At 56.0% G+C, this 19,037-nt stretch carries 21 protein-coding genes; 5 read left to right on the top strand and 16 right to left on the bottom strand.

Features of this window, described 5'->3' with window-relative positions; genetic code table 11:
* Nucleotides 1-53 precede the first annotated feature (53 nt).
* From AC2FLO_RS19885 to AC2FLO_RS19875, 3 genes are all read right to left on the bottom strand, one after another.
* Entirely contained in the window at nt 54-773 is a 720-nt protein-coding gene (locus AC2FLO_RS19885; protein ID WP_267363826.1) for a helix-turn-helix transcriptional regulator, read from the bottom strand.
* Between the two features lie 367 nt (nt 774-1,140).
* Nucleotides 1,141-2,424 (bottom strand): crotonyl-CoA carboxylase/reductase, encoded by a 1,284-nt coding sequence (gene ccrA / locus AC2FLO_RS19880; RefSeq protein ID WP_267363824.1) that lies wholly within the window; start codon nt 2,422-2,424, stop codon nt 1,141-1,143.
* Nucleotides 2,425-2,558: 134 nt separating this feature from the next.
* Nucleotides 2,559-3,923 carry a 1-acyl-sn-glycerol-3-phosphate acyltransferase gene (locus AC2FLO_RS19875; RefSeq protein ID WP_496752259.1) on the bottom strand — a complete coding sequence of 455 codons (1,365 nt, stop codon included), beginning with the start codon at nt 3,921-3,923 and terminating at the stop codon, nt 2,559-2,561.
* A gap of 117 nt (nt 3,924-4,040) precedes the next feature.
* Between AC2FLO_RS19875 and AC2FLO_RS19870 the strand changes: the two genes are divergently transcribed.
* The 3 genes from AC2FLO_RS19870 to deoD all read left to right on the top strand — a co-directional run bounded on the left by AC2FLO_RS19870 (nt 4,041) and on the right by deoD (nt 7,206).
* Nucleotides 4,041-6,035 (top strand): methylmalonyl-CoA mutase family protein, encoded by a 1,995-nt coding sequence (locus AC2FLO_RS19870; protein ID WP_496752257.1) that lies wholly within the window; start codon nt 4,041-4,043, stop codon nt 6,033-6,035.
* A 124-nt stretch (nt 6,036-6,159) separates the two neighbouring features.
* Nucleotides 6,160-6,477: an H-NS histone family protein gene (locus tag AC2FLO_RS19865; RefSeq protein ID WP_480585586.1), complete on the top strand. Its 318-nt coding sequence runs from the start codon at nt 6,160-6,162 to the stop codon at nt 6,475-6,477.
* Between the two features lie 18 nt (nt 6,478-6,495).
* Complete coding sequence (gene deoD, locus AC2FLO_RS19860) at nt 6,496-7,206, top strand: purine-nucleoside phosphorylase (protein ID WP_480585584.1); 711 nt, start codon at nt 6,496-6,498, stop codon at nt 7,204-7,206.
* 24 nt (nt 7,207-7,230) lie between these two features.
* On the opposite strand, the gene AC2FLO_RS19855 is transcribed toward deoD, so the two are convergent.
* From AC2FLO_RS19855 to AC2FLO_RS19800, 12 genes are all read right to left on the bottom strand, one after another.
* Nucleotides 7,231-8,094, bottom strand: coding sequence for an urea carboxylase-associated family protein (locus tag AC2FLO_RS19855; protein WP_496752255.1), 864 nt, complete (start codon nt 8,092-8,094; stop codon nt 7,231-7,233).
* 290 nt (nt 8,095-8,384) lie between these two features.
* Complete coding sequence (locus tag AC2FLO_RS19850) at nt 8,385-8,525, bottom strand: hypothetical protein (protein ID WP_267363816.1); 141 nt, start codon at nt 8,523-8,525, stop codon at nt 8,385-8,387.
* 122 nt (nt 8,526-8,647) lie between these two features.
* Nucleotides 8,648-9,427 (bottom strand): succinate dehydrogenase iron-sulfur subunit, encoded by a 780-nt coding sequence (locus tag AC2FLO_RS19845; RefSeq protein ID WP_152456842.1) that lies wholly within the window; start codon nt 9,425-9,427, stop codon nt 8,648-8,650.
* 31 nt (nt 9,428-9,458) lie between these two features.
* Nucleotides 9,459-10,085 carry a sulfotransferase gene (locus tag AC2FLO_RS19840; RefSeq protein WP_480585578.1) on the bottom strand — a complete coding sequence of 209 codons (627 nt, stop codon included), beginning with the start codon at nt 10,083-10,085 and terminating at the stop codon, nt 9,459-9,461.
* A 96-nt stretch (nt 10,086-10,181) separates the two neighbouring features.
* Complete coding sequence (gene sdhA / locus AC2FLO_RS19835; RefSeq protein WP_267363813.1) at nt 10,182-11,987, bottom strand: succinate dehydrogenase flavoprotein subunit; 1,806 nt, start codon at nt 11,985-11,987, stop codon at nt 10,182-10,184.
* A gap of 18 nt (nt 11,988-12,005) precedes the next feature.
* Complete coding sequence (gene sdhD, locus AC2FLO_RS19830; protein WP_267363812.1) at nt 12,006-12,377, bottom strand: succinate dehydrogenase, hydrophobic membrane anchor protein; 372 nt, start codon at nt 12,375-12,377, stop codon at nt 12,006-12,008.
* A gap of 13 nt (nt 12,378-12,390) precedes the next feature.
* On the bottom strand, nt 12,391-12,777 hold the full coding sequence (sdhC, locus tag AC2FLO_RS19825) for a succinate dehydrogenase, cytochrome b556 subunit (protein WP_496752252.1): 387 nt from the start codon (nt 12,775-12,777) through the stop codon (nt 12,391-12,393).
* A gap of 215 nt (nt 12,778-12,992) precedes the next feature.
* Nucleotides 12,993-13,655 carry a DUF1194 domain-containing protein gene (locus AC2FLO_RS19820; protein WP_496752250.1) on the bottom strand — a complete coding sequence of 221 codons (663 nt, stop codon included), beginning with the start codon at nt 13,653-13,655 and terminating at the stop codon, nt 12,993-12,995.
* A 54-nt stretch (nt 13,656-13,709) separates the two neighbouring features.
* Nucleotides 13,710-14,738, bottom strand: coding sequence for a MaoC family dehydratase (locus AC2FLO_RS19815; RefSeq protein ID WP_496752248.1), 1,029 nt, complete (start codon nt 14,736-14,738; stop codon nt 13,710-13,712).
* A complete protein-coding gene (locus AC2FLO_RS19810) occupies nt 14,738-14,944 on the bottom strand; it encodes a DUF1737 domain-containing protein (protein WP_496752246.1) in 207 nt (68 codons plus the stop codon). The genes AC2FLO_RS19815 and AC2FLO_RS19810 overlap by 1 nt, the downstream gene beginning before the upstream one ends.
* Before the next feature lie 12 nt (nt 14,945-14,956).
* A complete protein-coding gene (locus AC2FLO_RS19805) occupies nt 14,957-15,511 on the bottom strand; it encodes an NnrU family protein (RefSeq protein ID WP_496752244.1) in 555 nt (184 codons plus the stop codon).
* A 6-nt stretch (nt 15,512-15,517) separates the two neighbouring features.
* Entirely contained in the window at nt 15,518-16,375 is an 858-nt protein-coding gene (locus tag AC2FLO_RS19800) for an HpcH/HpaI aldolase/citrate lyase family protein (protein ID WP_496752242.1), read from the bottom strand.
* 169 nt (nt 16,376-16,544) lie between these two features.
* Here AC2FLO_RS19800 and AC2FLO_RS19795 point away from each other — a divergent pair, with 169 nt between their 5' ends.
* Nucleotides 16,545-16,850 (top strand): hypothetical protein, encoded by a 306-nt coding sequence (locus AC2FLO_RS19795; RefSeq protein WP_496752240.1) that lies wholly within the window; start codon nt 16,545-16,547, stop codon nt 16,848-16,850.
* Here the strand turns inward: AC2FLO_RS19795 and AC2FLO_RS19790 are convergent, their stop codons facing one another.
* The gene (locus tag AC2FLO_RS19790; RefSeq protein WP_480585560.1) at nt 16,851-17,606 is read right to left on the bottom strand and encodes a sulfite exporter TauE/SafE family protein; all 756 of its coding nucleotides are present in this window, start codon (nt 17,604-17,606) and stop codon (nt 16,851-16,853) included.
* A gap of 161 nt (nt 17,607-17,767) precedes the next feature.
* Between AC2FLO_RS19790 and mdh the strand changes: the two genes are divergently transcribed.
* Nucleotides 17,768-18,730 (top strand): malate dehydrogenase, encoded by a 963-nt coding sequence (mdh, locus tag AC2FLO_RS19785; RefSeq protein ID WP_496752238.1) that lies wholly within the window; start codon nt 17,768-17,770, stop codon nt 18,728-18,730.
* Nucleotides 18,731-19,037 lie beyond the last annotated feature (307 nt).

The raw sequence follows: 19,037 nt of genomic DNA, 5'->3' as shown, positions 1-19,037 counted from the left end.
ACGAAGGGAGTACAGAGTCGTGGTTAATATTGCGTTTTGAGGACGCTCTGGCCTTAAACGACTATTAATCCCCGGCTGAGTGCCGTTGCGATTGCGTGGGTCGTGTTAAGGGCTCCGAGTTTCGACCGGGCGCTTTCAATGTAAACGCGTAGCGTGTGTTCGGAAATCGACAGGGAATGCGCCACCTGAGCACGGCTGTAACCCAGTGCCAAAAGGGTAATGGCATCGATTTCACGGGGCGACAGGCCGCGCGTGGCATCCGGTTGCCTGTCCTTTTCAAACTCCAGCGCTTTGCGGTTGATGTAGTGCGCAACAAGAATCAACTCACGTCCGTAGGTCGAGATGAAGGTCTGCCAGGTTTGATCGTCGCAGCTGTGGTTAACGGTAAAAAGAGCGAACTGACCGTTTGGCCCTCGGATCGGGATCGAGTATCCCTGATTGCCGACCCCATGGTCGTGGGCATCCTGAAGGAATGATTTGGCCACCTTGCTGGACCAGTCCAGAGACTTCCAGTCAACTGGGTGAAATCGCTGGAAACACCCCAGAATTACAGGATCAATACGATGATAGTTTTTTTCCCTGTATCGTTCGTCCCAGGCGTCTGAGTAGGTCGTATAGCCGTATTGGTCCCCTGCGCCGTCAACCCAATGATATGTCAGATGTGCGATCTTCAAAGTGTCTCGCAGACACTCGGCAACGATGCTGAGCTCTTCAAGCGTGCTGGTGTTTTCCAAATCCTGTAGGATTTGACCCAAATCGGTTTTCGTTCCCATCCGCGGGCGCCCGTGCCTCGTTCTTCAGGGACGCAATCTCGGCCGCGGCAATCAGTCTTGTATCATCAAGCTGTTCTGCAAGCGCGCTCAACCCATTCGCAACGGCGAACGCATTGAGGTCCGATAGTACGTCCAATATCCACTCATTTTGCGCCATCAGGGTTTCTCTGAAACAGTTAACGAAGCGTTAACACAACCATAACATGTATGATCTTTTTCGACCTATTCACCGGTTTCTACTCCCCAAAAATAGCGGGAGTAAGAATCGCAAGCATTTGAAACCATGAAAAAGGTCTGCAAACAGAAAACCACCCGCGAACCGGCAGTGCGATTCGCGGGTGGTTTTTGTCTAACGTCCTTAACTTTATCAGCCTGCGTCCAAAACTTCTTCGAGAGTGCGCAGCCCGGTACGCGGCGCCTGAACAAGCACAGACATGTTGCCCGGCTTGTGTTCATTCCGCAGCATCTTCATATGTGCTTCCGGTAGGTCGTTCCAGGCAAACACCTCGGACATACAGGGATCCAGGCGGCGCTCGACCATCAGCTTGTTCGCCGCCGCCGCCTGTTTCAGATGGGCAAAATGCGAACCCTGCAGGCGTTTCTGGTGCATCCACATGTAACGCACATCGAATGTGCAGTTGAACCCGGACGTCCCCGCACAAATCACAACCATGCCGCCTTTTTTCACCACGAAAGTCGAGACCGGGAAGGTGCTCTCGCCCGGATGCTCGAACACCATGTCGACATTGTTGCCCTTGCCGGTGATGTCCCAGATTGCCTTGCCGAATTTGCGGGCCTCTTTGAACCACTCGGCGTATTCGGGCGTATTGACCGTGGGCAGTTGACCCCAGCAATTAAAGTCGCGGCGGTTCAAAACCCCCTTTGCGCCCAGACCCATGACGAAATCACGCTTGCTTTCGTCCGAGATCACCCCGATCGCGTTTGCCCCGGCTGTGTTGATCAACTGGATAGCATAAGACCCCAGACCGCCCGAGGCACCCCAGACCAGAACGTTCTGACCCGGTTTCAGGTCATGCGGTTCGTGACCAAACAGCATACGATAAGCTGTCGCCAGTGTCAGCGTGTAGCACGCTGCTTCTTCCCATGTCAGGTGCTTAGGGCGCGGCATCAACTGTTGAGCCTGCACGCGCGTGAACTGGCTGAATGAGCCGTCAGGTGTTTCGTAGCCCCAGATCCGCTGGCTGGTCGAATACATTGGGTCGCCGCCGTTGCATTCTTCGTCGTCGCCATCGTCCTGGTTGCAGTGGATGACAACTTCGTCGCCAACCTTCCACCGCTTGACCTTGTCACCAACGGCCCAGACGATACCCGATGCATCAGAGCCCGCGACATGGTACGGTGCCTTGTGGCCATCAAAGGGGCTGATCGGCTGGCCCAGTGCAGCCCAGACACCGTTGTAATTAACGCCTGCTGCCATCACCAGAACAAGCACCTCATTGCTGTCCAGCGTGGGTACATCGACCACTTCCTGCTGCATCGCTGTGCTTGGCTCGCCATGGCGTTCCTTTCGGATGGCCCAGGCGTACATTTGTTTCGGCACATATCCCATCGGAGGGATCTCACCCATTTCATAGAGGTCTTTTTCGGGTGCCTCATACGACGCGATACCGGTTTCGGTGTCCAAAGCCATGCTGGCCTCCTTTTTCAATACTTTTGCCGCGACGCAGAATCGCGTGCTTTATCAGATGAAATATTGGCCGCTGCGAAATATTGCAACCTGTTTCGATGAGAAATTGTAATTTTATGACCCAGCAGTTGCAGAAATTATTTTGCAGACGCAGAATTTGAGGGGCGCGCGGAAACCGGTACAGATGCTGCATAATACTCCAGCAGATCACCGCGTTGCCCAGATGCAGAAAGAATATCTCCCTGCCGCTTGAGAATCCGTCGTTCAATCAACTGGTCCAAAGCGCTTGATATGGCCGGCGCATTGTCTTGGGTCTGCCTACCGTCGCGTTCCATCATCTTCTGAATACATGACCGCAGATCCTGTTCCGCCATCGGCCCATTGTCACGTATCAGCAAACAGGCCGCAGGGGCCGGAACCAACGGGATCGCGTTCTGGATACGCTGCATCAATGTGCGCGCCAGATCGGTCATCATGTCGTCACTGCCTTCGGCCCGGAACTCTTTCAGGGAAATCGGCACTCCGTACCGGACCGATGCCAGCCCAAACCGCTTGTAGCGCCCGATCACTCGCCGCCAGATCTGTTTGAGAATCCAACGCGTGATGACCCCGATCCGCGCCCGGAAACGACGTTCTGTTCCCAACGCCGCGCGGGTCAGAATGGTGTCTTCAAGCACGCGATCATAATTCAAAGCGACGGGAACGAATACAACATCACGCCCCTGCGACGTCGTCCCATCCATTATGTACTTGAGCAATCCAAGCTTTGGGCGGGCGAGCGCTCCTGTCAGGCTTAAACCACCTTCTGGAAACATGGCTTGCGTCACTCCGGCTTCGGTCGCATGGCGCACATAGGTGGACAAAACCTGCCGGTAGAGCTCGCTGCCTGACTTGCGCCGGATAAAGTAGGCCCCCATTGCACGGATCAACCGACTGAGCGGCCAAACCCGAGCCCATTCTCCTACCGCGTAGGATAAAGCAGAATGCGGGGCCGCCAGATATGTAACCAACACGTAGTCCATGTTGCTTCTGTGGTTCATCACAAAAACAACGGTTGCATCAGGGTCGATAGTCCTGACCGCGTCTTCGTCTTCGTAGCTAAGCCGCACCTCGTAGAACGTATTGCTTAGCAGCCGGGCCAAACGGATCGCAAAACTGAAATAGGCGAAGGCGGAAAAGGACGGCACTATTTCGCGGGCATAGCGGCGTGCCTGCTCGGACGCGACAGCTTCGGGTATTCCGGTTTCAAGGGCGTGATGCTGGACCGCTTTACCGACCTGTGGATCATAAATCAGCCGTTGAATCATGTCGTGCCGACGGGCCAGCTTGAACGGTTGGATCGGACGTTGCAGGCGCTGGTTCAAACGCGCCACGGCACGTTCCAACCGGCGGCGGAAGAACCATCGGACTGACGGGAACAGGAAATGTGAAGCGAAAGTAACCATGGCAAAGACCACGATCAGCACAAAAAGCCAAAGCGGAAGTTCCACGGTTTGCGTCATGGCCGCACCTTGCCACCAATCGCAGCTGCTCACAATCTGAACAATTGCAGGATGCCGCAACGCAGCGAATTGACTTGTCCCTAAAATTGCGCTTTAGAACCCATAGACGTAATTTTATTGCCCACCGAAACGCGAGGCCCCTTCATGACGCAGATGCAGAAAGATCGCCCCTGGCTCATCCGGACCTATGCCGGTCATTCTACCGCCAAGGCCTCGAACGCGCTATATCGTGGCAACCTCGCCAAAGGGCAAACCGGTCTTTCGGTAGCCTTCGATCTGCCCACCCAGACCGGATATGACAGTGACCACACGTTGGCACGTGGCGAAGTTGGCAAGGTCGGGGTGCCCGTCTGCCATCTGGGCGATATGCGGGTTTTGTTCGATCAGATTCCATTGGAACAGATGAACACGTCTATGACGATCAACGCCACCGCCCCTTGGTTGCTTGCCCTTTACATCGCAGCGGCCGAGGAACAGGGCGCTGACGTTTCCAAGTTGCAGGGCACGGTCCAGAACGACCTGATCAAGGAATATCTGAGCCGGGGCACTTATGTTTGCCCGCCAAAACCGTCGCTGAAGATGATCGCGGACGTGGCCGAGTATTGCTATTCCAATGTCCCCAAGTGGAACCCGATGAATGTGTGTTCCTATCATTTGCAAGAGGCTGGCGCGACACCGGAACAAGAACTTGCTTATGCGCTGGCAACAGCCATTGCCGTGCTGGACGAATTGCGCCCACGAGTACCTGCCGAGGATTTCCCCGCGCTTTGCGGCCGGATTTCCTTTTTTGTGAATGCTGGCATCCGCTTTGTCACTGAAATGTGCAAAATGCGCGCATTTGTCGATCTTTGGGACGAAATCCTGCAACAGCGATATGGTGTCGAGAACCCAAAGTTCCGCCGCTTCCGCTATGGTGTGCAGGTGAACTCTCTGGGGCTGACCGAGCAACAACCTGAGAACAATGTCTACCGCATCCTGATCGAGATGCTGGCCGTAACCCTGTCGAAGAATGCACGCGCCCGTGCGGTGCAGTTGCCTGCCTGGAACGAGGCGCTTGGCCTGCCACGCCCCTGGGACCAGCAATGGTCCATGCGGATGCAGCAGATTCTGGCCTATGAAACTGACCTGTTGGAATTCGATGACCTGTTCGATGGCAACCCTGCTGTTGATGGCAAGGTCGAAGAATTGAAAGCAGGCGCGCGGGCAGAGCTGGCGAATCTGGATGCGATGGGCGGTGCGGTTGCATCAATCGAGTATATGAAATCCCGCCTTGTGGATTCCAACGCTGAACGTCTGAACCGGATCGAACGCAACGAAACCGTCGTCGTTGGCGTGAACAAATGGATGGAAGGCGAGGCTTCGCCCCTTCAGACCGAAGATGGCGGCATCATGGTCGTTGATCCTGCGGTAGAACAGGAACAGATCGACCGCCTGAACGCGTGGCGGGCTGAGCGCGACGAAGCGGCTGTTGCAGCGACCTTGGCTGCGTTGCGCCAGGCGGCTCAGACAGGAGCGAACGTCATGGAGCCGTCCATTGCCGCTGCCAAGGCGGGTGTGACAACCGGGGAGTGGGCCGAAGAGATGCGCAAGGTTTTCGGCACTTATCGTGGCCCGACCGGCGTTTCCGGTTCGGTCTCGAACAAGACCGAGGGGTTGGATGATCTGCGCGCGGCGGTTGATGCCGTCAGCGACAAACTGGGACGGCGCCTGAAATTCCTGGTTGGAAAACCGGGGTTGGACGGCCATTCCAACGGCGCCGAACAAATCGCGTTCCGTGCCCGCGACTGCGGCATGGATATCAGCTATGAAGGTATCCGGCTGACCCCGGAAGAAATTGTCACCTCAGCCCGCGACTATGACGCACATGTCATCGGGTTGTCGATCCTGTCCGGTAGCCATCTGCCTTTGGTCGAAGATGTAATGGATCGGCTGCAAAAGGCTGGCCTGTCTCACATTCCCGTGGTTGTCGGCGGAATTATTCCGGATGAAGATGCCGCAAAATTGAAAGCCATGGGTGTAGCCAAGGTTTACACCCCCAAAAACTTTGAACTTAATGCGATCATGAGCGATATTGTAACGCTGGTTGACCCCAAAAACCTCGCAGCCGAGTAACTGAGGTTTTAGAACCTTAATTCCCCGTTTCTTCCCTTTGGATATTTGGGATGGAATAAACCATTCGCTAGAATTACGGTGCGCGCTCAAGTGTACCGTAAAATATATCCTTTGGAGATGAATGATGGGGTTCAATCTTGAACAGATGTCGCGCAAAGACCTTTTGGCATTGCGCGACGATGTCGAAAAAGCCTTGGTAGGAGCGGAAAAACGCGAGCGCCGTGAGGCTTTGAAAGCCGCAGAAAAGGCTGCCGCAGAATTCGGGTATTCGCTGTCCGAACTTTCAAGCGACGTACCCCGCGCATCCAAGCAAAAGAAAACAAAAGAAAAATACCGCAATCCTGGCAATCCGGAACAAACCTGGACAGGTCGTGGCCGCAAGCCGAAATGGGTGCATGACGCGTTGCAGGCGGGCGCCGATATTTCCGATCTAGAAATCTGATCAGGGCGGATCAAAACAATGACAATTCATATCGGCGCTGAAAAAGGCGAAATTGCAGACACTGTCCTATTACCCGGAGATCCTTATCGGGCGAAATGGGCAGCCGAGACGTTTTTGGACGATGTGAAACAGGTCAATAACGTCCGGGGAATGCTTGGGTTTACCGGAAATTGGAAGGGAAATCCTGTAACGATACAGGGTAGCGGCATGGGAATGCCCTCGCTCTCCATTTACGTAAACGAGTTAATTCGCGATTACGGTGCAAGAACCCTGATCCGAATTGGGTCGTGTGGCGGAATGCAGGACAGTGTCAAAATTCGAGACGTCATTCTGGCAATGACTTCGACGACGCTGAGTACGCCGTCACGCGGTATCATGAAAGAACTGAATTTTGCGCCCTGCGCCGATTGGAGTTTGTTGCAGGCGGCCGCGAAGGTGGCGGCTGCCAAAGGAACCCCTACCCATGTCGGTGGGATTTATTCTTCGGACGTTTTCTATGATGAGCGCCCGGACCTGAACGAACAGATGGTGCGTCACGGGATTCTCGGCGTCGAAATGGAGGCGGCCGAGCTCTATATCCTGGCAGCGCGCCACAAATGTCGTGCTCTGGCAGTTCTCACCGTTTCCGATCACCTTCTGACGGGAGAAGCTCTGCCATCCTCGGAACGTGAAAGCAGCTTTGGAGACATGGTGGAAATCGCGCTACAGGCCGCATTCCCGGGCAATTAACAGTAAGGTGGGTGCCCGCCTATCCTAACGCCCGTGCGTGCGATCATAGCCATTGCGCGCCGGGCTTTCCCAACCATCTAAGTCTGTGACCGTCGCGGCAAATGTTTCGACCAACAAGGGATAACACGCGGCGGTGTCCGAGGAATGCTCGGACGAGCAATCCCCACCCGGACAGGCGCTGAGATTGCCAAGCAGATCGATTTCGGCAAAGAATTCCAGATAGTCGCCGGGGCGAACGGGCGATGCTTTCATGAAATACTGACCTGTATCCCGAGTGAAACCAGTACACATGAAGACGTTCAGAACGTCGTGCACCGCGGGTTCGGCCTCATCCATCGGGATATTCAGATGATCCGCCAGCGCACAGGTCAGGTTGGAATGGCAGCAATGATGATACTGCGTGCCGGACAGCAAATTGCCCGTATATGGATCACAACGCGTGCCAATCACGTCATGAACCGACCCCCCATGGGTATCGATCCCGTACCATTCCAGTGTATCCGCTATGATCGTGGCCATCGGGCGCAGATGTGGGAAACTGGACCACATCCGCTCTCCGGTGGTCAGGTGCGTGCCATGCAGAGCCCGCGTTTTTCCGGAATAAAAGCGCTCGGACAAATCATTGCGGTTCCACAGGTTCAAATCGCCAACCTGCGGGCCTTGAACCGATGTGATGCGAAAGAAATGCCCGGCAGGTACATCGAAACAGCGCGCCTCACGCGGAGGAACCAGGACTTCGCCGGTTTTGACTGCCCGTTGGCGTACAGATCTGATCCAGGGCAAATCTGGTCGCGGCAAGGCATCGTTCGGATAACAAATGACAGGGGCGACCGAACGACGGGCTTCGGCATCTTCTGGGGGGCGGGCAGTATTCTCAGAACCGGTCATGGCGTGCAGAGTGGCGGATTCTCTGGCTCGCGAAAAGCCCTATTCTCAACCATCACTTGCCTTAAGACAGCGCATAGGTTGGTCCGGCGCAGCGACTGCCGCTCCACAAAAGCTACACCGCCAGATGCCATGGCGTCTGTCCTGTCGCCAACGACAATCCCGTGTCAGCGTGGAATGGCGCGAGCGCCAGAAAAAATAGGCGAACACTGCAGCGGCCAACAAAAGTAGAAGAACAGGCATTCCTCTGCTTTGCCGATTGACCGAAGTTTTTCAAGGGTTGTCGTATTGGATCAGGCCGCGTTTGCGTATTCGAACAGCTCGGGCTCTTTGTCGGCTTTAACCGGTTCCGGCGTGTAGTAGGCCCATGCCTGCTCCAGCAGTTTCAGCGCCTCTTTAGCGTCGATTTTTTGTTTGGATGTGTTTGCATTCATTGGAGTGATCCTGACTCGAACTCATCACTCCTCCCTGAGCAAAAAATAAGACAATGCAGCCGGGGCTACATCGCCTTATTTTGCAAGATCGACATGCGTTTACCGCAATTCGGTGCAGGTGATTATACCGCGCGTTCGACCATCATCTTTTTAATCTCGGCAATCGCCTTGGCCGGGTTCAGACCTTTGGGACAGGTCTTGGCGCAATTCATGATGGTGTGGCAGCGATAGAGCTTGAACGGATCTTCCAACTCGTCCAGGCGCTCACCCGTGGCCTCATCCCGACTGTCGATGATCCAGCGGTATGCGTGCAGCAGAGCAGCGGGGCCAAGATACCGATCGCCGTTCCACCAGTAACTCGGGCACGAGGTCGAGCAGCTGGCGCACATTACACACTCATAGAGACCATCCAGCTTTTTCCGGTCTTCGATCGACTGCTTCCATTCCTTTGCAGGACGGTTGGTCTTGGTTTCCAGCCACGGCATGATCGAAGCATGCTGGGCATAAAAATGAGTCAGATCAGGGATCAGATCTTTGACCACAGGCATATGCGGCAGCGGATAGATTTTCACGTCGCCCTTGATCTCATCCATTCCATAGATACAGGCCAGCGTGTTGATCCCGTCGATATTCATCGCGCACGATCCGCAGATGCCTTCACGGCATGATCGGCGAAATGTCAGGGTCGGGTCGATTTCGTTCTTGATCTTGATCAGCGCGTCCAAAACCATCGGCCCGCACGTGTCCATATCAACAAAGTAGGTATCGACACGGGGGTTCTGACCATCATCCGGGTTCCAGCGATAAATCTGGAACTTGCGCACATTGGTCGCGCCATCCGGCTTGGGCCAGGTCTTGCCGGTCGTAATCCGGGAATTTTTGGGCAGGGTCAGTTGAACCATGTCAATTCTCCATTCAGCACAAGGCCGCCTTTCAGCCTGTCCGGGCGCGCTGGGACGCCCCTCGGTTATAATGCCCCCAATGGGCGATGTTCACGTCAAAATCCGGCGCGAGCCAGTCCGCAACGCGCTGCGGATCACCACAGTCGATATCAAAGCGCAGGAATCGCGAGTTGCCGTCGAAATAGGCTTCGACCTCGGCATGGTGCACATCATACATATGCGCCCAGCCGTGTTTCACTTCATCCGCACTCTGCCCATTGGCTTTGCAGCACCGATCCAGATACCCGCCACCGGAATGGTTGGCGCGCGAAGCTATCCAGTCATCCCTGTCCCTCGTGTTCAGCAAGAAATAGGCATTCGGGTAAGCTGCATGCAATTCACGAAAGAAACGCGCCCCGTCCAACATGAAGCGCGAACTGACAAAAGCGATGTCAGTGAAGGCCCGCACCGCTCCAAACCCGTCCAATGGTCGTCGCCCCATGGCTATGTTGGTCAACATGCGGTGCGCAAGGTTTCGGCCCTGGTCATCTTCCCAATGAACCGACGGTATCCCGCTATTCTGAAACAGCCTGTGAAACGAGGTCGTCGCACAGCGGTTCAGCCCGATCAGGATGATCTTGGGATCGCCTGAACCGGATTGCAGGACCTCGACCGTCATGACAAGCACCGGACACGGACCGACCGCTGGCCAATGGCCGTTGCGGTCTTCGTGGGTATTTGGCGCTTGCTCACCATTGCCTGCTGTCCGAGCCTTTTAGAACGTACGTGCCTTGGGCGCGATTTTCTTCAGGCTGATGCCACCTTCGTCTTCGGTCGTCAGCGGATCGACGATCACAGGACGATAGCTAAGCTCAACCTGGTTGCCTTCGACCCGGCTAACCGTATGAACACGCCAGTTTTCATCATCACGCGCAGAGAAATCTTCGTGCGCGTGGGCACCACGGGATTCCTTGCGCGCCTCTGCGCCGACGATCGTGGCCAGCGCGTTGGGCATCAGGTTGGTCAATTCCAGCGTTTCCATCAGGTCACTGTTCCAGACCAGCGACCGGTCGGTGACTTTCAGATCGTCCATCTTGGCAGCGATTGCCGTCATCTTCTCGACGCCTTCGGCCATGGTCTTGGCGGTGCGGAATACGGCAGCATCCGCTTGCATGGTTTTCTGCATCTCAAGCCGCAACTCGGCGGTCGGGATGGAACCGCTGGCATTGCGCACCGCGTCGAACCGGTCAAAGGCCTTGTCGACCGATGCCTGGTTCAGAACCGGGTTCGCAGCTTCTGCATCCACGACTTTGCCTGCCCGGATCGCTGCCGCGCGGCCAAAGACCACAAGGTCAATCAGCGAGTTCGAGCCCAACCGGTTCGCGCCGTGGACCGAGGCGCAACCGGCCTCGCCCACTGCCATCAGGCCCGGCACCACAGCTGTCGGGTTCTCGGCCGTTGGGTTCAGAACTTCACCCCAATAGTTTGTGGGGATACCGCCCATGTTGTAGTGCACGGTTGGCAGAACCGGGATCGGTTCTTTGGTGACATCCACGCCGGCAAAGATCTTGGCGCTTTCCGAAATGCCGGGAAGACGTTCTGCCAAAGCCTCGGCTGGCAGGTGACTGAGGTTCAGGTGAATATGATCCCCTTCCGCTCCGACACCACGACCTTCGCGGATTTCCAAGGTCATCGAACGCGAGACGTAATCGCGCGGTGCAAGGTCCTTGTACTGGGGCGCATAACGCTCCATGAACCGTTCACCTTCCGAGTTGGTCAGGTAACCACCCTCGCCACGCGCTCCTTCAGTGATCAGACAGCCCGAACCGTAGATGCCGGTGGGGTGGAACTGAACGAATTCCATATCCTGCAAGGCCAGGCCGGCACGGGCCACCATGCCGCCACCGTCACCGGTGCAGGTATGGGCCGAGGTCGCGCTGAAATAGGCGCGGCCATACCCGCCGGTCGCCAGCACAACCATCTTGGCATTGAAGACATGCATCGTGCCATCGTCCAGCTTCCAGCAGACAACACCCTGACACTGACCGTCATCGGACATGATCAGATCGATAGCGAAGTACTCGATATAAAACTCAGCATTGTTCTTCAGCGACTGGCCATAGAGCGTATGAAGGATCGCGTGGCCGGTCCTGTCCGCAGCGGCACAGGTGCGCTGTACTGCCGGGCCTTCGCCGAATTCAGTGGTGTGACCACCAAACGGGCGTTGATAGATCTTACCCTCTTCGGTTCGGCTGAACGGAACGCCATAGTGCTCCAGTTCGTAAACAGCCTTGGGCGCTTCCCGCGCGAGGTATTCCATCGCATCGGTGTCGCCCAGCCAATCCGAGCCTTTCACAGTGTCGTACATATGCCACTGCCAATGGTCGGGGCCCATGTTTGACAACGACGCGGCGATACCGCCCTGAGCTGCTACGGTGTGCGAACGGGTTGGGAAAACCTTGGTCACACAGGCCGTGCGCAGACCCTGTTCCGCCATACCCAGCGTCGCCCGCAGACCGGCCCCACCGGCGCCGACAACGACCACGTCATATTCATGCGTTTCGTATTCGTATGCAGCCATTTCTTTCAGCTCCAGGAATTAAAGGGCAATGCGCGCGATAGCGAAGATACCAGCCGCTGCTGCGCCGTAGGACAGGCAGGTCAACAGAATGATCAGGACCTTTTCAAGCGTGCCGTGAACATAATCCTCAAGCATCACCTGTGCACCGTCCGCGAAGTGTTTGAAGCCAACCGCCAGCGTCAGTGCTGCCACGATGGCAGGGAAAGGTCGCGAGTAGTAGTCGAGAACGACCTCGAATGGCTGGCCCAGGATCGGACCAAATGTAAATACAAACAACGGCACAAGGATCAGCAAAGCAACCGAGCTGACTTTCATTGCCCAGAAATGGGCAGTGCCGGATTTCGCCGAGCCAAGGCCAGCGGCACGTTTGCGGTCGGTCAGATAACGCATGTCAGGCCTCCAATCACGCGACGAGGACAAGGGTCAGAAGGGTCAAGACGACCGATCCGATGACAACGGCCCAAGCCAGCTTGGTCGCCGTCGGAAGGTCCAGACCAACCGCGTTGTCCCAGATCAGGTGCCGCACTCCGGCCAACGTGTGATACCAAAGCCCCCAAACGGATAGCGCCATCACAAGGTCTCCAAGCATCGAGGTTATTACCCCATTCGCTACCGCAAACGCCTCGGGCGAAGTTGCTGCGGCCAGAAACCACCAGACGATCAACAGAGCTGCGAGCAGAAGGGCGTTGCCGGTGATGCGCGTCAGGATGGACGTGATCGACGTCAACTGCGGGCGATAAATCGACAGATGCGGCGAAAGTGGGCGATTGCCCCGATTTACATCGGCCATGGCGGCTCCTTTTCGGTTGGCTACCGAACGTTTTACTGGTTTTTGCGACACTGTCACGTGCTGCGAGTGCAAAAACCATCAAATTGCGCTCAATTACACGGATAATTCAAATATGTGATCACACAAAATAATCTCGTGATCACATATCACATTCCGCGCTGTCAATGTTAGCGTTTTCAAGGCCAAAGAGATGTGATCACGAATCTCTCAACCTGTCATTTCAGGCCTGCCGTTTGCTGCGTCACTTCTCGCAGCAGTTTTCGGCGAATTCGTTCCGGGTAATCCGCGAACCCGGTGGCAGAAACAACAAAAGCACCTTCGCCCACGATGACATTCTCAAAGAAATACGCCGTCAGATCCGGTTCGCTTTCCTCAATAGCCAGCGCGTTGACTACGACCCCCTCGGCGCGCAGGGCCGCATGTACCCGCGTCGGTTCAATCCCTTCATTGGACACACCATCCCCTGACAGATCTATCAGGTGCCGTCGGCAGTCTGAAACCGAATCGAACGAACTCAGGGTCATTTGAAGCGCCTCACCAATTGCCGTCGAAAAATTCCGCCAGATGCGCGGATCGGCGGCGACCTGGTCCGCAAACTGATCCAGCGTGACAAAACTATCGATACGGGTCCAGGGAATAGTGATCCGCTGGCGCGATGAGCCGGTCCACTGCACCAGCATCAGCCGCGCCTGCCCCCGCACCAGCGCCTCGGACACGATCGGGTCGCGCAAACCAGCGGCCAACCCATCCATCTGGATGCGATATTCGCTGCTATCGACTGAACCAGAAACATCCACGGCTAAAGCCAAGGCCAGATCGCAGGCCTGAGCCGCCGGTGCCAGAGTGACGCTGGCCAATATCGCGCGTAGCAGGTTCATTGTGCAAACCTATCACGCCTTGCAAGCCGTGGCGTCACATATCCGTCAGATCACCTATTTGGGCATCAAAGCCCAATAATCGAGATCCAGCAGAACGTCTGGCAGGTAACGCCCTTCTTCGTTCTTCAGCTTGAACGGATCACCGCCCTTGGTCGCGACCAGACGCAATCGCACAGCGCCTATGCCGGCAACCCCGGTTTCCGCTTTGTCCAGAACTTCGGACCATGCCTTGATCGTATCACCCGCAAAACACGGGTTAGCATGGGCACCACCATTCAAGCCGACAATCATCTGCGCATTTGCAAGGCCATTGAAGGACAATGTCCGCGCCATCGAGATTACATGCCCACCATAAATGAGCCTGCCTTCCGGACGGAACGTCAGGTCGTAATGCACCTTGGCGGTGTTCTGCCACAGACGTGTAGCCAGCATATGTTCGGCCTCTTCCACAGTGACACCGTCCACATGATCGATGGTTTCACCGATCTCATAATCGCCCCAGCGATGCACCTCGCCCGCGAGGGCAAAATCGTAGTTTGCAAAATTGAGCCCTTCCGGCACGGTCAGGTCCTGCGGATCAAGCACAGCCTTCAAATCAGGAACAACCGTCTCGGGCGCGGGTGCATCCATGTTTGCCTTGCGCACCATGACCCAGCGCACATATTCAAGAACCACCTCGTCCAACTGGTTCAACCCGCGGGTACGAACCCAGACAACACCGGTTTTTCCGTTGGAATTCTGCTTCAGGCCGATAACCTCTGATACGGATCGCAGCGTATCGCCTGCATAAACAGGTTTCAGCCAACGGCCTTCGGCATAGCCCAGATTGGCAACCGCGTTCAAGGAAATGTCAGGCACGGTTTTGCCGAACACGATGTGGAACGCGGCCAGATCATCAATCGGGCTTTCCGGCAACCCACAGTCCCGAGCAAATTCATCCGAAGAGTAAAGCGCATGACGTGCCGGATAGAGCGCATGATACAAGCCGCGCTCTCCCTCGGTCACGGTGCGAGGTACTGCATGCTGCAACACCTGCCCTACAGAATAGTCCTCGAAAAATCGGCCCGGATTTGTTTTCGCCATTACTGCTGTCCCAGTTTTATGTCGGGGGAATAGTCGGCCTCGGCCTCTTTGGTCACGGCCTGCGCACAACGCATTACGTTGCCGTTGGCATCAAAGGCGTAAGCCGGGTCGCCATACAGCTCCCATCCCTTTGACAGGGCTTCGGACACCTTGTGACAGAAGGCCGAAGTGTCTTCTTCGGTCAGCAAGCGATAAAGCTTCGACATCAAATCAAATCCTTATGAGCCGAAGGGAGAAGGGCCAACCAGCCCATGGATGTATCCGATAATTCCCATCAGAACGATCGAAGCCACAAAGAACATCGCATCCTTGCCGTAAGTGCCAGGCTCTGCCGGGGTCCACTCGGGTTCAGACTTGTTGATTACAATGACTTCGACCACCGCCCAGGCCAGAAGGCCACCGAACAGGATGATCGAGGCCAGATCGCCGTTCACCAACAGGTGCACAAAAGCCCACAGTTTGAACCCGCCCAGCATCGGGTGGCGCAGCTTGTTCAGCAGCCGGCCTTTTGTGCCCGCAGGGCTCATCATATAAATCGCGACCAAAACCAACAGGTTGTTGACGTGAACCAGAAAGGTTGGCGGCGCCCAAACATGGATGAAGTCGGTCATGCGATACCCGAAGATCATCAGTAGGATCGACGCGACCAAAGCCAGGGCAACAGCGCCTTTACCCGCGTCACCCATTGCGGCGCGGCGTTCAGGTGCCACACGTTTGAACAGATGCGCCCCCCACCACAGCGCCACACCCAAGATCAGAAGAACAAAGCCCATGCTGGCCTACCCCGCTTGCAAAGCTAATATCGCCTCTGCTTTTGCCAGAATTTCGCGGGCAGTTACAACGTGCAGATTTTCGACAATCTTGCCATCGACAACAGCGACCCCTTGGCCAAGCGCCTCGGTCTCTTCAAAGGCCGAGATCTGGCGGCGAGCCAGGTCGATCTCGTGATCCGATGGCGCGAAGGCAGTATTTGCCACTTCGACCTGGGCCGGGTGGATCAGCGTTTTACCATCAAAGCCCATATCGCGGCCTTGCGCACATTCGAAAGCCAGACCTTCGACATCCTTGAAGGCGTTGTAAACACCGTCGATGATAATCAGCCCTTCGGCCTTGGCGGCCAGCAAGCACAGCCCTAACGAGGTCATCATAGGCAGGCGATCTGGGCGGAAGCGGGTTTGCAACTCTTTCGCCAGATCATTTGTTCCCATCACGAATCCGGCCATCAGCGGATGCGCGGCGATTTCTGCCGCGTTCAGCATTCCACGCGGGGTTTCCATCATGGCCCAGATCGGCAGATCTCCGGTGATCGCAGCCAGCGCATCCACGTCAGCCGCCGAATTCACCTTAGGCAACAGGACTACGTCGGCATCCATTTCGCGCACAGCCTCGGCATCCGCACGGCCCCATTCGGTGTCCAACCCGTTGATCCGGACAATCTTGACGCGTGACCCGTACCCTCCGGCAGCCAAAGCCGCCTTGAGCGTTTCGCGCGCATTGTCCTTTTCGTCGGCCGCGACCGCATCTTCCAGATCGAAGATGATTGCATCTACCGGCAGAGTGCGGGCCTTTTCCAAAGCCCTATCCCGGGACCCAGGAATATAGAGAACCGAACGATAGGGGCGCTGACGAGGATCCATGGACCACTCCCATTGAAATAAAGTTGCGCGGAATGGGGCATTTTTTACCGGAAAGTTCAAGCCCAAAATTGCCGCACCGCAGCAAACAGGGCGCAACGTGCTTTGCCTTAACTGAATTTCGGCGCCTACGCCGCACCCTGACCAGCAGAGGGAACCGAAAGGATTCGGGATGCGAAAGACAATGTTCGAGATGACGATGGGACTTGGGATCATGGTTCTGGCGGCACAACAGGTACAGGCCCAGGGGCAAAACTGCGCACCGCGAGAGGATGTGCTGAAAAGGTTGACCGACACTTATGGCGAAACGCGCAGGGGCTTTGGTCTGGCCCAGCAAGGCGCAGTCATGGAACTTTTCGCCTCAGCTCAAGGCGGCAGCTGGACCATCACGGTGACCTTGCCCAACGGGGTCACCTGCCTTGTCGCTTCGGGGCAAGCTTTTGAGGCTGTAGCCGAAGCGCTGCCCCCGAACGCCTGATCAGGTAAGTGCGTCCCAGATCAGCTTACTGCCTGTGAGGGTCAGCAGCATATAGGCAATTCCAAAGAACAGGCGTTCGGACAACATGAAATGTGCGCGGACGCCCAGCCACGCACCGAGAACAGCAAACGGTGTTAACAGCATATCGGCCCATGCCGTCTGCCACGTGAACATGCCCAGATAAGCGTAGGGTACAAACTTCGCGATATTAATCACCCAGAAAACCAATACCGTACTGGCTTGAAACTCGGTCTTTGTCAGCCGTTGGGACAACAGGTAAACGGCAGCTGGAGGGCCTCCGGCATGGCTGACGAAGCTGGTGAAGCCCGCGACCAGCCCTGCAAACAGGCCAGCGGAGGGTGGCAACCGTCTGGCAAATCCGCGCACCCAGCCTTTTGACTGTGCGATGTGCCAGATCACGAACCCGACCGAGATGCCGCCGATCAGCAGGCGCAGCAGGTCATCATCCGTTGAACGGTAAAGCCATGCCCCCATTGCCACACCGGGTACAGCACCCAGGATCAGCAGGCGCGCATCCCTCCAGCTCCACCGCTTCCAATAAGGGCCCAAAGTGGCCACATCGATCACCATCAGAATCGGCAGCATCAGGGCCAGGGCCTGCCCGGGCGTTAAGATCAAGGCCAGAATCGATGATGACGCAAAAGCCACGCCCGAGCCGAAACCGCCCTTTGAGATACCCGCAAATATCACCGCCGGGATCGCCACTGCAAAAAACATCAGGTTTAATTCAAACATGCACCGGTCCCGGTTTTGGCTTGTCTCAAAGGCCCTTTAGCGCAACCACATGGGGTCTCGCAAACGGTATGCGGTTGTATGCCACGTCGCAGAACTCTTGCCTAATGCCGTTTTAGCGACTAGCACAGCCGCGATTTCAAAACCGACCGGAGATATTCCAAATGGCCAGACCCAAGATTGCGCTGATCGGCGCGGGGAACATCGGCGGCACGCTTGCGCATCTTGCAGCTGTCAAAGAACTGGGTGACGTTGTCCTGTTTGACATTGCTGACGGATTGCCACAGGGCAAGGCGCTCGACATCGCCGAATCCGGCCCGTCCGAAGGCTTTGACGCTTTGATGAAAGGTACCAGCGACTATGCCGATATTGCTGGCGCGGATGTCTGCATCGTGACCGCAGGCGTAGCCCGCAAACCGGGCATGAGCCGCGATGACCTGCTGGGCATCAACCTGAAAGTCATGAAGTCGGTCGGCGAAGGTATCGCAGCGCATGCGCCCGATGCGTTCGTGATCTGCATCACCAACCCGCTGGACGCCATGGTCTGGGCGCTGCGCGAATTCTCGGGCCTGCCGCACAACAAAGTCTGCGGCATGGCTGGCGTGCTGGATTCAGCACGTTTCGCGCATTTCCTGTCGGAAGAGTTCAACGTCTCGATGCGCGATGTAACCGCGTTCGTATTAGGCGGACATGGCGACACCATGGTGCCGTCGGTTCGTTATTCGACCGTTGCCGGTATCCCGCTGCCTGATCTGGTTGAAATGGGCTGGACCTCGCAAGAAAAGCTGGATGCCATCGTACAGCGCACCCGTGATGGTGGCGCGGAAATCGTAGGCCTGCTGAAAACCGGGTCGGCTTATTACGCGCCCGCCACTTCGGCGATCGAAATGGCCGAAGCCTATCTGAAAGACCAGAAGCGTGTTCTGCCTTGTGCGGCGTACTGCAGCGGTGAATTAGGCGTTAACGGCCTTTATGTCGGGGTGCCGACAGTCATCGGCGCTGGTGGCGTCGAGCGCATCGTAAACATCAAGCTGAACGAAGACGAGCAAGCCGGTTTCGACAATTCGGTCAACGCCGTGAAAGGCCTGATCGAGGCATGCAAAGGCATCGACAGTTCACTGGCGTAAAACTGCCAGACAATCTGAATTTGAGACCGGCCCAATTATGGGCCGGTTTTCATTTGCCACCGCGGAACCCGGCCGCATATGTTGGCGCAAACGTCGCAAATCCCTTTTTTCGAATGTGATTTCAAAAAACTGTGCAGGATTATCGAATCAATTGATGACACTCGAGTTTTTGTGATCACACCCTAAAAACCCGTGATCACAAATGTTGCAAATCTTCGGCAATTTCCCGTCACAGGTCAAAAAACCCTTTAAATTTACCCGCTAGACACGCCTATAACGGTTAAACGCAGTCAGACGGGACAATTTC

Source organism: Ruegeria sp. TASC047, assembly GCF_059612445.1.
Note: the sequence above shows the minus strand (reverse complement) of the source record. Positions and strands in the feature narration are given on the sequence as shown.